This window comes from Prosthecomicrobium sp. N25 (genome assembly GCF_037203705.1).
GTDB lineage: Bacteria > Pseudomonadota > Alphaproteobacteria > Rhizobiales > Ancalomicrobiaceae > Prosthecodimorpha.
Genome location: NZ_JBBCAT010000001.1, coordinates 2714468 through 2729040, shown reverse-complemented (window position 1 = coordinate 2729040; position 14573 = coordinate 2714468). Strand labels below are relative to the sequence as shown.

Genomic DNA, 14573 nt, shown 5'->3' with positions numbered 1-14573 from the left:
ACGACGCCCCTCCCGGACCGCCCCCGACAGCGGATCCGGACCCAGAGCGAGGCTGTCCCCGCGGTCTTGGATCCCGGTCCCGTGCCGTTGTTCCTCCCAGACAGGCACCGCCCGGGCACCGCGTCAGGACGTCGACGACCTCGGCCGCACCGGGTCCTCCCCCCGGCCGGCCACAGCCGACGGGGGTTCCTCCCAGCCCCGATCGGACCATCGAACGCCCGCCGGCTCCTCCCTCCGGCGGGCGTTTCGATTCGCCGGCCCATCAGGCATCATCGGTCGACCCCGGGGGACGCCCAGCGATGGACATCGAGATCAGGCCGATGCGGGACGAGGACCGCGAAGCGGTGGCGGACCTTGCGGCGGCCTTGAACCGCGAGGAGGTCGCCGCCCATCGCCAGGCCGGTCATCCCTTCGCGGAGGGCTTCGCGCGTGACCGGGCGGGCGCGGCATCGCCCGTCCTGCAGGTCTTCGCGGCCGCTCGCCAGCACAGAGGACTGGTCCTCGTCGCCTGTGCGGAGCGTCCGGTGGGCTATTTGGCACTCTCCGTCGAGGCGGGGCTGTCGCCCCGCGGCGGTACGGGACCGATCGGCTACGTGGCGGGACTGATGGTGGAGCCGGCCTATCGGGGGCGCGGGCTCGGTCGCCGGCTTCTCGACGAGGCGCGGCGCTTCGCGCGCGAGCGGGGTCTCGCCGCGCTGGTCCTGTCCGTCTCCACGGACAACCCGGGAGCCCGGCGCTTCTACGAGCGCGAGGGGTTCCTCCCCTTCGCGACGGCCATGATGGCCGATCCCGCCGCCTGGCCGTGCCGGGCGACGGGATCCTGCGTCGAAGGAGCGCCCGGCGGTACCGGGCGGTCCGTCACTTGACGACGGTCACCTGGGTGAAGTCCTGGAACCAGCTCTGCGCCGGCTGAAAGCCCTTCACCTTCGGGCTCATCGCGCGCGGGTTCAGGTCGTGGACGATGAAGAGCCACGCGGCATCGTTCACGACAGTCTCGTGGACCTTCGCCAGGATGGCATTGCGCTCGGTCTCGTCGAAGGTGGCATAGGCCTTGTTCAGTCCCTCGTCGACCGCGGGCGCAGCGAACTGGGCCCAGTTGTTGCCGCCCGGCGGGAAGGACGCCGTGTGGAAGAAGCGGAACAGGGTCACCGGGTCGGAGAAGCCCGAGGAGAAGTTCATCCCCACGGTGCCCTTCGACATGGCGGCGGTCGGCGGGTTGCGGGCGGCGACCAGCATGGTGCCCCAGTCCACCGTCTCGAACTCGACCTCGATGCCGACGTCCTTCAGGTTCTGCTGGACGAGCTCGTTCATCGGGATCGGCATCATCTGGCCGGAGCCGGAGGTGGAGATCATGATCTTGGCCTTGACCGGCTTGTCGGGACCGTAGCCGGCCTCCTTGAGCAGGGCCTTGGCCTTGGCGGGGTCGTAGGTGAACTTAACCTCCGGCTTGCCGTAGAGCACGTTCTCCGGATCATAGAAGCCCGAGGCCGGCTTGGCGGTGCCGTTCAGGAGCTTGATCAGGCCGTCGCGGTCGACCGCGTAGTTGATCGCGTAGCGGACCCGCTTGTCCTTGAAGGGCGAGCCGTCCGCCTGGCTCAGGAACCAGGGCCAGATGTGCGGATAGGGCCAGAGGCTGATCTGGAAGCCGGCGCCCTTCAGGGAGGGGATGGAGTCCGGCGGCGGCACCTCGATCCAGTCGACCTGGCCGGAGCGCAGGGCGGCGAGCCGGGTGTTGGCCTCCGGCATCGGGAAGAGCACCATCTTCTCGAGCTTCGGCACCCGGGTCTTGTCCCAATAGTCCGTGTTGCGGACCATCTCGATGGAGACGCGGGACGTCACCTTGGTGATCCGGAAAGGCCCCGTGCCGGCCGGGGTCAGCATGAACTTCTGCCAGTTGCCGATCTTGGCGTAGGCGGTCGGGCTCACCATCAGCACGCGCGTGACGAGATAGGGGAAGAGGCTGATCGGGAACTTGGTGTTGAGGGCGATCGTGTCCTCGTCGACCTTCTCGAAGCTCTCCAGCATGGGCATGCTGACGCGCACGATGGCGGCCTGGGCGCCGTCGTAGTGCGGGGCCTTGTCGTCGAAGATGCGCTGGAAGTTGAAGATCACCGCGTCGGCGTTGAAGTCGGTGCCATCGTGGAATTTCACCCCCTTGCGCAGCTTGAAGTACCAGCGCTTGGGGTTCTCCGGGTCGATCGCCCAGCTCGTGGCGAGGCCGGGCGTCAGGCCGGCGATGCGGTCGGGCTTGGAGAAGTCCCAGTTGATCAGCCCGTCGTAAACGGGGAAGCCAGCGAAGCGCAGGCCCTCGCCGCCCTGGTCCGGGATGCCGCCTGTGGTGGGCAGGTCGGAGGCCGTCATGGCGACGCGGAGCGTCTGGGCGGCGGCGGGAAGCGCGAGCGCCAGGAGGGCGCCGGCGAGGAGCGCGGCGCCGCCGAGCGCGGCCTTGAAGGTCTTGTGCGGGGTCATGGTCGTCTCCTCGGTCACTGGGCGGCGGCGGCGGTCGGGGCCACCATGGCCGGGCGCACGGCGCCCCATCCGGTCGCCTGCTCGAAGGCGTGGGCGGCGCGGAAAAGGACGGCCTCCTGGAAGGGCCGCGCGGCGAGCTGGATGGAGACCGGCAGGCCCTTCGGGCCGAAGCCGGAGGGCACGCAGATCGCCGGCAGGCCGGTCAGGTTGAACGGCATGGTGAAGTTGGGCTTCTCCAGGTTGTCCCAGCGCGGCACCTTGTCGATCTCGGCGGCCTCGTTGGGATTGCCGGCCGTCAGCACCACGTCGACGCCGGCCATCGCGGCGGTGAGTTCCGCGTAGAGCTCGCCGCGGCGGCGCACCGCCTGGACGTAGTCCATGCCGGTCACGAAGGAGCCGAGGATCAGGCGGTCGCGATAGCGGGCGCCGAACTTCTCCGGCGCGTCGATCATCATCGTCTCGTAGGCCGCGGCCCGCTCCACGGTGGAGATGAAGAAGCCGGCGGCGGCGTAGTCCTGGAGGGCGGAGAGCTTGATCTCGACCACCTCGGCGCCTATCGCCTCGTAGGCCTTCACGGCCTTGTCGATGCCCGCCTGCACGGCGGGGGCGACCTTGTTGTCGTCCTCGTGCCAGCGGCGCAGGAGGCCGATCTTCAGGCCCTTGCCGCCCTTCGGGATCTCGGCGCGGTAGTCGGGAACGGGGCGCTTCGCGCTCGCCGGGTCCTTCGGGTCGTGGCCGGCCAGCGCCTGCAGCATGATGGCGCAGTCCTCGACGGTCCAGCACATGGGGCCGATGTGGTCGAGCGACCAGGCGGCCGGGGCCACGCCGGCGCGGCTGACGAGCCCGTAGGTGGGCTTGATGCCGACGATGCCGCAGAGCGCCGCGGGCCCGCGGATCGAGCCGCCCGTATCGGTGCCGAGGCCGCCCAGCACCATGCCGGCCGCGACCGCCGCGCCCGTGCCGCTCGACGAGCCGGCCGTGAAGTGGGCCGGGTTCCAGGGGTTGCGCGAGGGCGGCCAGGGCAGGTCGAAGGACGGGCCGCCGTCGGCGAATTCGTGGGTGGTCAGCTTGCCGACCAGCACCGTGCCGGCTGCCGCCAGGTTGGCCGCGCAGGTCGCGTCGGCCTCCGGAATGTTGTCCGCGTTGTGGGCGGACTGGCAAGTGGTCAGCAGGCCGGCCGTGTCGATGATGTCCTTGAGGCCGATCGGGATGCCGTGCAGCGGGCCCTTCGGACCGGAGGTCATGATCTCGGCCTCGGCCGCCTTGGCCTCGGCGCGGGCGCGCTCGGCCGTCACGGTGACGAAGGCGTGGACGGTGGCCTCGTGGGCGTCGACGCGGGCGAGGCAGAGCTCGGTCAGCTCGACCGGCGACATCTTCCTGGCGGCGATGAGGGCGGCGGCCTCGGCGATGGTCGGGAATTCGGCGCTCATCACCGGCCCTCCCCGGCGAATCCGTAGGTATGGGCGGGCTCGACCATGTAGCTCATCGGCGTGCGGATCCGCTCCGCCATGGCGCGCACGTGGCCGTAGGCGGCGACGTAGTCGGCGATCTCGGCGGGGGTCAGCTTGAAGCCGGCCCGTTCGATGTAGACGGCGAGTTCCTCGGGGGATGCGGGGGCGGGTGCCATGGGCGCGCTCCTTCGGGGTTCAGGACCAGGGTCCGGGGGTCAAGGAATTGGGGCTCCGCCGGATCGGGAGAGCCCGGGCAAGACTCCGCCCTGCGCCCGGCCGGGGGGCCGGCGGACGGGATGGACGGGCTTCGGGCGGGGCGGCCGCGGGCGACCGCCGCCATCTCGGGCAGCGGGCGGCTACTTCACGACCACCTGCGTGAAGTCCTGCATCCAGCTCTGCTGGGGAACGTAGCCCTGCACCTTCGCCGAGAAGGCGCGCGGGTTGAGGTCGTGCACGATCCAGAGCCAGGGGCTCTCCTCGACCAGGATCTCGTGGGCCTTGGCGAGAAGCATCTCCTGCTCGACCGGGTCGTAGGTAGTCGCCACCTTGTCGAGGATCGCGTCGAACTCGGCGTTCTTCCAATGGGCCCAGTTCGACGAGGTCGGGGTGGCCGCCTCCGAGTGGAAGAAGCGGAACCAGACGGACGGGTCGGTCCAGCTCAGCGAAATGTTCATCGCGTGCCGGCCCTTGTTGATGGCGCTGTCCGGGGGCTGGCGAAAGCCGAGCAGCATGGTGCCCCACTCGACGACGTCGTATTCGACCTTGAAGCCGACAGCCTCCAGGTTCTGCTGGATCAGCTCGTTCATGGGAATGGGCATCATCTGCCCGGATCCGGAGGTGGAGATCATGACCTTGATCTTCGCCGGATTCTTCTCGTCGTAGCCGGCTTCCTTGAGGAGGGCCTTCGCCTTCTCCGGGTCGTAGCCGAACTTCACCTTGGGCTTGCCGTACTGGGCGTCGGTGTCGGTGACGAAGCCCGTCGCCGGCAACGCGGTGCCGTTGAGAAGCTTGACGAGGCCCTCGCGGTCGACCGCGTAGTTGGCGGCGTAGCGGACGCGCTTGTCCTTGAAGGGGCTGTCGTCCTGGAAGGAGAAGACCCAGGGCCAGATGTGCGGGTAGATCTTGGTGGTGACCTTGTAGCCGGCCTGCTTCAGGCTCGGGATGGCGTCCGGCGGGGGCACCTCGATCCAGTCGACCTGGCCGGAGCGGAGCGCGGCGAGGCGGGTGTTCGCCTCGGGCATCGGGAACAGGGTCACCTTGTCGGACTTGGCGATCCGCTGCGGGTTCCAGTGGCCGGGGAACTTCTCCATCTCGATGGAGACGCGCGGGTTCACCTTGGTGATCCGGAACGGGCCGGTGCCGACGGGCGCCTTGGCGAACTCGTTCCAGTTCCGCCCCGCCTTCTCCCAGGCGGTCGGGCTGACGAAGGGGATCCAGGCCATCAGCATGGGGAAGAAGCTGAGCGGGCGGGTGGTGGTCAGGACGACCGTGAAGTCGTCCGTCTTTTCCCACTTCACGAGCTGGGGGGCGCGCGAACGGGCGATGCCGGAGGCGGCCGCCTCGAACTGGGGCGACTTGTCGTCGTAGAGCCGCGAGAGATTCCACAGCACGACGTCGGCGTTGAAGTCCGTGCCGTCGTGGAACTTGACCCCCTCCCGGAGCTTGAACACCCAGCGCGTGGGGTTCTCGGGCTCGACCGCCCATTGGGTGGCGAGCGCCGGCCGGAAGCCGGCCCGCTTGTCGACGGCGTTGAAGAGGTCCCAGTCGACGAGGGGTTCGAAGACGGGATAGCCCGCGAAGCGCATGCCCTCCGCGCCGTTGTTGGGCATGCCCGTGGTGGTGGGCACGTCGGCGGCCGTCATGGCGATGCGCAGGTGCGACTTCTGAGCCTCGGCGGCGCCCGCGGAGGCGAGCATCGCGGCGGCGAGAGAAGCAGCGAACCGGATCACGGGTCTCATGCTCGATCGTCCCTCGTTGGTGGCGTGCCGCGCCCCGCCCGTCGCGCGCGGCCGACCTGATCCTTGCGAGTCGCGACGGGTCTTGTATCCAAAGCAAGCGTCATGCCAGCGATTGTCCACTGCGCCGCCGCTCCTCCCCGGCGATGAAGGCGGAGGCGGTGACGATCATCGCTGAGCCGAGCAGAGCGAAGGTGTCCGGCACCTCGCCGAAGGCCGCGTAGGCTATGGCGGCGATGAAGGGAAGCCGGGCGAAATCGAAGGGCATCACGGTCGAGGCCGGCGCCTTGCGGAAGGCGATCAGCATGGTCAGCCGGCCGCAGTACATGGCGGTCGCCATGGTCAGAAGCCAGGCGATTGTATTCCAGTTGGGCATCCGCCAGACCAGCAGGGCGGGTACCAGGCCGACCACCACGGGGATCGCGGTCATCATGGCCGCCGTGCGCGCCATGCTGTCGACCCGGGTCAGCTGCTTCGACAGCATGTACATGGCCGACATGCAAAGCGTGGAGACGAGCACCGACACCATCCCGGCGTCGAGTGCGGCGAATCCCGGCCGGACAATGAGCATCACGCCCGAAAAGCCCGCGAGGATGGCCGCCCAGCGCGCGCCCGTGACGATCTCGCCGAAGACGACGCCGGCCAGCGCGGTAACGATGATGGGAGCCGCGAATGTGATGGCTGTCGCTTCCGCGAGGGGCACGTTGGCGAGGGCGTAGAACCAGCTGAGGTTCGAGATGCCGCCGACGATTGCCGTAAAAGTGTACAATCGCCGCCTCTCTGTGCGATGGGCCGGGTCCGGTCGCCTCAGCAGCGCGGGCCAGACGACGGCCAGGACGATCAGGTTCGTCAGGAACCCGATCTGGAACGGATGCAGGTCGACCGCGATCTTGCGGACGATGGAATTGCCCGTCGCCAGGCACGCCGTACTGAAGATCATCCAGCAAATCCCGGCTCGGACGTCGTCCCGCGCAGTGGCCATGAGGGGCTCGTCTCCTCTCGCCCGGCGACCCGCGCCGCGCCTCCGGGGCGATCCGAAGCTGACGGACCGTGAGGCGCGGTCGCGCGCCGGCGACATGGCGCACCCCTTGCAAGAGCCGGGCCCGGATTGCATCCAATCCCCGTTCCGCCCTGCCCGAGGAGCCGCACCATGCCCGCCGCCCCCGCCGTCGCCATTCCCATCGAGACCCGCCTGGCCGCCGCCGGCCTGCGCCTGTCCGAGCCCGAGATCAGCAAGCTCGCCTCGGCGGTCGCCGAGCTGGAGCTGTCCGCCCAGGCGATCCGCCGCGACCGCTCCTACCTTGAGGAGCCGGTTCACGCCCTCCGGCTCTGGGCCAAGTGAGGGAGGGCGCCATGACCGAATTCTGCTTCCTCACCATCGCCGAGGCGTCCCGGCTGATCGCCGCGCGCAAGCTCTCGCCCGTCGAGCTGACCCGCGCCTTCCTTGAGCGGATCGAGGCGCTCGATCCCGTGCTCAACGCCTTCATCCTGGTCACCGCCGACAAGGCGATGGCGGACGCCCGCAAGGCGGAGGGCGAGATCATGGCCGGCGGCTGGAAGGGGCCGCTGCACGGCATCCCGATCGGCCTCAAGGACATCTACAACACGGCCGGGATCGCCACGACCGGGCACTCGGCGCTGTTCCGCCACCACGTGCCGGTCGAGGACGCGGTGACCACGCGGCTCCTCGCCGAAGCCGGCACGGTCCTGCTCGGCAAGCTGTCGACCTGGGAGTTCGCCATCGGCGGCACCTCGATGGACCTGCCCTGGCCGCCGGCCCGCAACCCCTGGAACCCCAAGCACGACCCGGGCGGCTCCTCGTCGGGCACGGGCGCGGCGGTCGCGGCCGGCCTCGCGATGGGCGGCATGGGCACCGACACGGGCGGGTCGATCCGGTTCCCGGCCGCGTGGTGCGGCATCGCCGGGCTGAAGCCGACCTACGGGCGGGTCAGCCGGCGCGGGATCCTGCCGCTCTCCTTCAGCCTCGACCACGGCGGCCCGATGTGCTGGACCTCCGAGGACTGCGCGCTGATGATGCAGGTGCTGTCCGGCTTCGACCCGGAGGACCCCGGCAGCGCCGACGTGCCGGTCCCGGATTTCGCCGCGGCGCTGTCGCCGAGCCTGAAGGGCTTGCGCGTCGGCGTGCCGCGGCACTTCTGGGAAACGGACTCGCAGGCCGACGAGGACACCAAGGCGGCCCTAGAGGCGGCCCTCGACGTGATGCGCGGCCTCGGCGCGGAGGTGGTCGACGTGACCCTCGCGCCCTTCACCGACTACAACGACGCGGCCGCCCTGATCTCCCGGTCGGAGGCCTACGCGATCCACGAGCAGTACCTGACGCGGACGCCGGAGCTCTACGGCGAGATCGCGCGCCAGCGGATCATGCTCGGGTCCTTCGTGCGCGCCGCCGACTACGTCAATGCCCTGCGGCAACGGGGCGTGCTGATCCGGCAGCTCGCCGAGGTGATGAAGACCGTCGACGTCCTCGTCACGCCGACCACCCCCGGGCCGGCGCCCCTGCTCGGGGAGATCGGCAACGTGATGAGCCGCAGCCGCTCGCTCTTCACCCGCGTCTTCAACCTGACCGGCTCGCCCGCCCTGTCGACCCCGTCCGGCTTCTCCAAGGACGGGCTGCCGCTGTCGATGCAGATCGTCGGCCGCCCGTTCCAGGACGACCTCGTGCTGCGCGTCGGCCACGCCTACGAGACCGCCACCGCGTGGCGCGCGACCCGTCCCGCGCTGGAGGCCGCACCGGCGCTCGCCGCGGAGTGATCCGCTCCCCTCGCCTTCCCGCCCTCTCCACCCTTCGAGGAGATCCCATGTCCGAACCCGTATCCCAGGAAGCCTTCGCGGCCATCGTCGCCGACCGGGGGCTCGCGCTCTCCGGCGAGCGTTTCGAGGAGTTCCGCACCGCCTACCAGTATGTGCTCGCGGTGCGCGAGCGCATCCGCACGCCGCGCGGCTACGACGCCGAGCCGGCCAGCGTCTTCCGCGCCAAGGAGTTCTGAGATGACCGACCCGACGCTCCTGACCATCGCGGAGGCCGCGAAGCTCATCGCCGCCCGCAAGCTCTCGCCCGTGGAACTCACCGAGGCCTGCCTCGCCAAGACCCGGCGGCTCGACAACGTGCTCTCGGCCTATGTCGAGGTCACGGAGGAAAGCGCCCTCGCCGCCGCGCGCGACGCGGAGGCGGCGGCCGCCAAGGGGACGCTGAAGTCGCCCCTGCACGGCATCCCGATCGGCCTCAAGGACATCTACGACACGGCCGGCGTGAAGACGACCGGGCATTCCAAGCTCCTCAAGGACCGCGTGCCCAAGGAGGACGCCACCACGGTCGCGAACCTCAAGGCCGCCGGCGCGGTGCTGACCGGCAAGCTCGGGACCTTCGAATTCGCCATCGGCGGGCCGTCCTTCGACATCCTGACGCCGCCGGCGCGCAATCCGTGGAACCCGGACCACACGACGGGCGGCTCCTCGTCGGGGTCGGGCGCCGCGGTGGCGGCCGGGCTGGTGCTCGGGGCGATGGGCACCGACACGGGCGGGTCGATCCGCAGCCCCTCGGCGCTCTGCGGCCTCTCCGGCATCAAGCCGACCTACGGCATCCTGTCGCGCAAGGGCATCCTGCCGCTCTCGCAGTCGCTCGACCATGCCGGCCCGATGTGCTGGACCTCGGAGGACTGCGCGCTGATGATGCAGGCGCTCGCCTCCCACGATCCGGGCGATCCGGCCTCGGCCAAGGTGCCGCTGCCCGACTTCTCGGGCGCGATCGGCAAGCCGGTGAAGGGGCTGAAGATCGGCCTAGTCCGCCATTTCTACGAGACGGACCATCCGGCGACCGACGAGGTCAAGGCGGCGATCGAGGCTTCGGCGGCGGTGTTCCGGTCGCTCGGCTGCGAGGTGGTCGACGTTACGCTGCCGCCGCTCGCCGACTTCGCGGCGGTCGGGCTGACCATCATGGGGTCGGAGGCCTACGCGATCCACGAGAAGAGCCTGAAGGAGAGCCCGGAGCTCTACGGCGAATACGCGCGCGACCGCATCACGCTCGGCGCCTTCTTCACCGGGGCGGACTACGTGGCGGCGAGCTACCGGCGGCGCGAGCTCTGCGCTGCGGTCGCCAAGGTCATGGGCGAGGTGGACGTGCTCCTGACGGCGGCGTCCTGCTTCCCGGCGCCGCGGATCGAGCAGGTGCCGAAGTGGTTCCTGTTCCAGAAGCCCAGCATCACCATGCCGTTCAACGTGACGGGGCTGCCGGCGCTGGCGGTCTGCTGCGGCTACTCGGCGGCCGGGCTGCCGCTCTCCATGCAGCTCGTCGGCCGGGCCTTCGCGGAGCCGACGCTGTTCGGCCTCGGCGACGCCTACGAGAAGGCGACGCCCTGGCGGAGCCGCCGGCCGGAGCTGACGCTCGCGGCGTGAGCCGACGGCCATCGATCGCCGCCGGCGCGGGGTGCCTCGCGCCGGCGGTGCCACGTGGTGCCGGTCTCACGAAGGTTCGACTTATCGGTCTGGCCATGCCGGGCTTGTCCCGGCAATCCACGCCACGAAGACGAAATGTCTGCCGTGGATGCCCGGAACAAGCCCGGGCATGACAGAAAATGAAAGTCGAGCAAGGGCTTGAGACTTCCTGGGCCGGTTTCACATGATCGCGATGGCCTTGATGCCGTCAGCGACGAACTGCACGGCCAGCGCCGCGAGGATCAGGCCGAGGAGGCGTTCGACGACCACGCGGCCGGTCTCGCCGAGCGCGCGATTGAGCGGATCGGCGAGCAGGAAGACGGCAAGGCAGGACGCGGTCACGGCCACGATGATGACGAGGAAGACGACGAGAGCCGCGGTCGTCGGTGCCTGCGAGGCCGCCAGGATGGTGGCCGAGATGGCGCCCGGGCCGGCGATCAGCGGGATCGCGACGGGGAAGACGGCGAGGTGGCGGGCCTCCTCGGCCGACAGGGTCCGGCCGGCCGTCTCGGACTTGCGCTCGCTGCGCCGGGCGAAGACCATCTCGAAGGCGATGTAGAACAGCAGGAGCCCGCCGGCGATCCGGAAGGCCGGGATCGAGATGCCGAGCGCGCCGAGGACGCTCGCCCCGAAAAGCGCGAAGGCGAGCAGGACGAGGCCGGCGATGACGGTCGCCCGCCACGCCACATGGCGCCGGTCATCCGACGTCATGCGGGCCGTCACGGCGACGAAGATCGGGGCGAGGCCCGGCGGGTCGACGGTGACGAAGAGCGTCACGAAGGCGTTCAGGATGTAGTCGCCCATCGTCCCCCCCGTTGCGGTTCCCCGACCATAGGGCGGCCGGCGTGCAAGCGGAAGCGGTGCCGATGTCACGCCGGCATGGCGAGGACGTCGACGTGGCCGACCGTCAGGCGTGCCGCACCGGCGGCGATCTCCCCCTGGCGTCGGCGCGTCCAGCGGGCGAGATCGGCCGCGGGCACGAGGCCGGTCTCGCCGGCCGCCGTCGCCCAGCCGTCGAGCAGGCGCGCGGCGAGGGCCGGCTCGTCCGGGCCGATCTCCCAATCCGACCGCCCGGCCTCGACGCGGAAACCGCGATTGCGGAACACGTGGATGGCCGTCTCGGGGGCCTTGGGGCCGAGGGCCGGCCCGAAGCCCTTGTCGCGGGTCATGTGGGTGTTGAAGGCGTCGAAGACGGCGGTGTCGAGCGGATCGGCGGGCTCGCACTGGAGACGGCCGTCGACGGTGAGGGCGGCATAGACCGTGGTGCCGCGCTCCGCGGCCGCGGCGGCGAATCGCTCCAGGAACCCGCGCGACACCAGGTCGAAGAAGGCGGAGAGCGTGACGAGATCGACGCCGTCGAGGAGCGTCGGGTCGACGCCGGACGAGAGGTCGGCGCGTACGGTCTCGACCGCCACGGAACGGCCGTCCCGGTCGCGGGTGTCGGCCAGCATGGCGGCGGCGCGGGCGAGGTGCGCCTCGTCGTGATCGACCAGCCGCCAGGATTGCGGCCCCGGCAGGAGACCGGAGAGCGCCCGCACGGTCGAGCCCGTGCCACAGCCGAGGTCGACCACCCGGATGCCCGGCCGGTCCTGGAAGCGGCTCGAAAGCCGGCCGGTGAGGATGCGGTTGCGCGCCCGGTGGTCCGCCGGTTCGCGCAGGCTCAGCCAGTCGGTCTCGAAGTGGTTCATGCGAGGCTCTCGATGGCGGCCGCGACGGTCCGGGCCGTCGCGCCCCAGGTCGGCAGGGCGGCGGCGGCGTCCCGCGCGCGGGCGGCGAGGTCCGCGCGGGCGTCACCGTCCGACAGAAGCGGGCGGAGCGCAAGCGCGAGCCGCTCCGGATCGCCCGGAGGGACCAGCACGGCGGCCCGGCCGAGCGTGTCGGGAATGGCCCCGCCCGTGGTCCCGACCACCGGAAGGCCGTGCGCGACCGCCTCCGCGTAGGCCATGCCGTAGCCCTCGTAGTGAGAGGCGAGCACGAAGAGGTCGGCGCCGTCGTAGTAGGCTTCAAGCGCGTCGCGGGGGATCGCGCCGACGAGCCGGATCCGCCCGGCGAGCCCGTGGGCCTCAACGGCAGCGCGGACCGCAGCGGCATGGGCCGGCTCCAGGTCGGCGCTGCCGACGAGGTCGAGGCTCCAGTCGAGCTCGGCGAGGCGGGCGAGCGCGGCGACGAGGTCGAGATGGCCCTTGCGGGGCACGAGCGTGCCGACCGTCAGGATTCGCGTGCCCGGCCCGCCCGAGCCCCGGGCGTGTGGCGCGGGGTCGGTGCCCGGGACCGCGACGGTCAGCCGGCTCAGCGGCACCTCGAAGCTCTCGACCAGGGTGCGCCCGGTCGCCGGGCTCGTCACGAGGATGGCGGCGGCGGAGGCGAGCGCGCGCCGCTCCAGGTCCGCCAGCGCGGACGCCCGCCGGTGCGGCACGCCGGTCTCCAGGGCGAGGGGGTGGTGCACCAGCGCGACGAGGCGGCCCCGGCGGGCGACCTCGGCGGCGAGGTCCGGGAGGACGCCCAGGGCGAGGCCGTCGACCATCACGGTCGTCCCGGGCGCCAGGGCGCGCATCAGAGCGGCCGTCTGCGCCAAGGCGGCGGCGTCCGGATCGGGGAAGCCGGCCGGCAGCGCGAGGTGGTCGACGCGCCAGCCCAGGCCGCTCAGCTCGGCGATGAGCCGCCGGTCATACGCATAGCCGCCGGTCGGCGTCGCCAGATCGCCCGGAATCGCGAAGACGAGCGTCCGGTCAGCCAAGATCGCCCTCGTACCAGGCGCGGGCGACGTGGCTTTCGTGCAGCATGACGCGGAGGCGGGTGACGGCGCGCGCGTCCTCGCCCAGATCGCCGCGACGGATGGCGTCCGCCATGCGGCTGAAGATGTGGTAGGCGAGGAACTCGGTCGTCGTGTTGACGCCCTTGAACTCCTGCACCTCGTCCAGGTTGCGGTAGTTGAGCGGGGTCAGGATCGCCTTCAGGGCCTCGTGGGCGAGGCCGATGTCCACCACGATCCCGTTCTGGTCGAGGCTCTTGCGGTAGAAGGCCAGGTCGACCACGAAGGTCGCGCCGTGCAGCGCCTGGGCGGGGCCGAAGACGGCGCCCCGGAACGAATGGGCGATCATGATGTGGTCGCGGACTTCGACGGCGAACATCGGCGGCTCCTCCGGCCGGGGACGCCCCGGCATGCCGGCCTTCTACGGCTCCGAGGGGTAGCGGATCAATGGGCAGCAGGCGCCGCCGGGCCCCGAGAGCAGTCCGGACATGCGATCCGGCAGAGTGTCGAAGTCGATCGCCTCGGAGAGAAGCGCGTCCAGGCGGTCGTCGCGGAGGAGCTCCAGGGCCTTGCCGAGACGGCGGGCGTAGTCCCATCGCGGACGGCGATCGGGCGCGACGCGGCCGACCTGGCTGGAGACGATCCTGAGCCGGCCGGCGTGGAAATGGCCGCCGAGCCCGACCGTCACCGGCCGGTCGCCGTACCAGCTGAGCTCGACCACCGTCGCCTCGTCGCCGGCGAGGCGGAGCGCGGTCTCCAGGCCCGCGGCCGTCGCGCTCGCGTGGAAGACCAGGTCGGCGCCGCATGCCGCCGATCCGGGCGCGGCGAAGCCGATGCCGAGTCGGTCGGCGAGGCCGGCCTTGGCGGGGTCGACGTCGACGAGGGTGACCTCCGTGCCCGGGATGGCGCCGGCGAACGCCCCGACCAGGGCCCCGACCGCGCCGCCGCCGACGACCGCGATGCGGTCGCCCGGGCCGGCGCCGCCGTCCCAAAGGGCGTTGAGGGCCGTCTCGGCATTTGCGGCGAGGACGGCGCGGGCGGGCGGCAGGCCCTCGGGGAGCGGGCGCACGGCCGCGGCGGGCACGACGAAGCGGGTCTGGTGGGGATGCAGGCAGAAGATGGAGCGGCCGGCGAGATCGCCCGGCCCGGCCTCCACCACGCCCACGGCGGCGTAGCCGTACTTCACCGGGAACGGGAAGTCGCCCTCTTGGAACGGCGCCCGCATGCGCGTCCGCTCGCCCTCGGGCACGCGGCCGGCGAAGACGAGCGCCTCGGTGCCCCGGCTGACCCCGCTCCAGAGCGTGCGGACGAGGACCTCGTCCGGCCCGGGCGCCGGCAGGTCGACGTCCCGGATCTCGCCGCGTCCGGCCCCGATCGTCCAGAAGGCCCGCGCCGCCGGGCCTGAACTTTTCGTCATCGGTCGTCTCCTGCCCAAGAAAGCCGCATCCGACCGCCATCCACTCGCGTAATACCGCCGCCTGGGCTATGCCTAGC

Annotated in this window: 15 protein-coding genes; 5 read left to right on the top strand and 10 right to left on the bottom strand. The window is 71.1% G+C overall.

Annotated features, from left to right (window positions below; genetic code table 11):
- The first annotated feature begins 299 nt into the window (after window positions 1–299).
- Window positions 300–866: a GNAT family N-acetyltransferase gene (locus WBG79_RS12460; protein WP_337357424.1), complete on the top strand. Its 567-nt coding sequence runs from the start codon at window positions 300–302 to the stop codon at window positions 864–866.
- On the opposite strand, the gene WBG79_RS12455 is transcribed toward WBG79_RS12460, so the two are convergent.
- The 5 genes from WBG79_RS12455 to WBG79_RS12435 form a co-directional block, all read right to left on the bottom strand.
- A complete protein-coding gene (locus WBG79_RS12455; RefSeq protein ID WP_337357423.1) occupies window positions 859–2469 on the bottom strand; it encodes an ABC transporter substrate-binding protein in 1611 nt (536 codons plus the stop codon). The two genes, WBG79_RS12460 and WBG79_RS12455, sit on opposite strands and share 8 nt — an antisense overlap.
- Window positions 2470–2483: 14 nt before the next feature.
- Window positions 2484–3899 (bottom strand): amidase, encoded by a 1416-nt coding sequence (locus WBG79_RS12450; RefSeq protein ID WP_337357422.1) that lies wholly within the window; start codon window positions 3897–3899, stop codon window positions 2484–2486.
- Window positions 3899–4096 carry a hypothetical protein gene (locus WBG79_RS12445; protein ID WP_337357421.1) on the bottom strand — a complete coding sequence of 66 codons (198 nt, stop codon included), beginning with the start codon at window positions 4094–4096 and terminating at the stop codon, window positions 3899–3901. The genes WBG79_RS12450 and WBG79_RS12445 overlap by 1 nt, the downstream gene beginning before the upstream one ends.
- Before the next feature lie 180 nt (window positions 4097–4276).
- Window positions 4277–5878, bottom strand: a complete 1602-nt coding sequence (locus tag WBG79_RS12440; RefSeq protein WP_337357420.1) for an ABC transporter substrate-binding protein — start codon at window positions 5876–5878, stop codon at window positions 4277–4279.
- A gap of 100 nt (window positions 5879–5978) precedes the next feature.
- A complete protein-coding gene (locus WBG79_RS12435) occupies window positions 5979–6857 on the bottom strand; it encodes a DMT family transporter (protein WP_337357419.1) in 879 nt (292 codons plus the stop codon).
- Between the two features lie 168 nt (window positions 6858–7025).
- On the opposite strand from WBG79_RS12435, the gene WBG79_RS12430 reads away from it, so the two are divergent.
- From WBG79_RS12430 to WBG79_RS12415, 4 genes are read left to right on the top strand one after another with little or no spacing between them, the layout of a single operon-like run.
- Window positions 7026–7217 (top strand): hypothetical protein, encoded by a 192-nt coding sequence (locus WBG79_RS12430; protein ID WP_337357418.1) that lies wholly within the window; start codon window positions 7026–7028, stop codon window positions 7215–7217.
- Window positions 7218–7228: 11 nt separating this feature from the next.
- A complete protein-coding gene (locus WBG79_RS12425) occupies window positions 7229–8647 on the top strand; it encodes an amidase (RefSeq protein ID WP_337357417.1) in 1419 nt (472 codons plus the stop codon).
- Between the two features lie 47 nt (window positions 8648–8694).
- Window positions 8695–8883 (top strand): hypothetical protein, encoded by a 189-nt coding sequence (locus WBG79_RS12420; RefSeq protein ID WP_337357416.1) that lies wholly within the window; start codon window positions 8695–8697, stop codon window positions 8881–8883.
- 1 nt (window position 8884) lies between these two features.
- Window positions 8885–10288 (top strand): amidase, encoded by a 1404-nt coding sequence (locus WBG79_RS12415; RefSeq protein ID WP_337357415.1) that lies wholly within the window; start codon window positions 8885–8887, stop codon window positions 10286–10288.
- A gap of 219 nt (window positions 10289–10507) precedes the next feature.
- Here the strand turns inward: WBG79_RS12415 and WBG79_RS12410 are convergent, their stop codons facing one another.
- The 5 genes from WBG79_RS12410 to WBG79_RS12390 all read right to left on the bottom strand — a co-directional run bounded on the left by WBG79_RS12410 (window position 10508) and on the right by WBG79_RS12390 (window position 14496).
- Window positions 10508–11131 (bottom strand): MarC family protein, encoded by a 624-nt coding sequence (locus tag WBG79_RS12410; protein WP_337357414.1) that lies wholly within the window; start codon window positions 11129–11131, stop codon window positions 10508–10510.
- Window positions 11132–11196: 65 nt separating this feature from the next.
- The gene (locus tag WBG79_RS12405) at window positions 11197–12015 is read right to left on the bottom strand and encodes a class I SAM-dependent methyltransferase (RefSeq protein WP_337357413.1); all 819 of its coding nucleotides are present in this window, start codon (window positions 12013–12015) and stop codon (window positions 11197–11199) included.
- Complete coding sequence (locus WBG79_RS12400; protein ID WP_337357412.1) at window positions 12012–13064, bottom strand: glycosyltransferase family 4 protein; 1053 nt, start codon at window positions 13062–13064, stop codon at window positions 12012–12014. The genes WBG79_RS12405 and WBG79_RS12400 overlap by 4 nt, the downstream gene beginning before the upstream one ends.
- Complete coding sequence (locus tag WBG79_RS12395; protein WP_337357411.1) at window positions 13057–13458, bottom strand: 6-pyruvoyl trahydropterin synthase family protein; 402 nt, start codon at window positions 13456–13458, stop codon at window positions 13057–13059. The genes WBG79_RS12400 and WBG79_RS12395 overlap by 8 nt, the downstream gene beginning before the upstream one ends.
- 42 nt (window positions 13459–13500) lie before the next feature.
- Window positions 13501–14496: a zinc-dependent alcohol dehydrogenase gene (locus tag WBG79_RS12390; protein ID WP_337357410.1), complete on the bottom strand. Its 996-nt coding sequence runs from the start codon at window positions 14494–14496 to the stop codon at window positions 13501–13503.
- Window positions 14497–14573 lie beyond the last annotated feature (77 nt).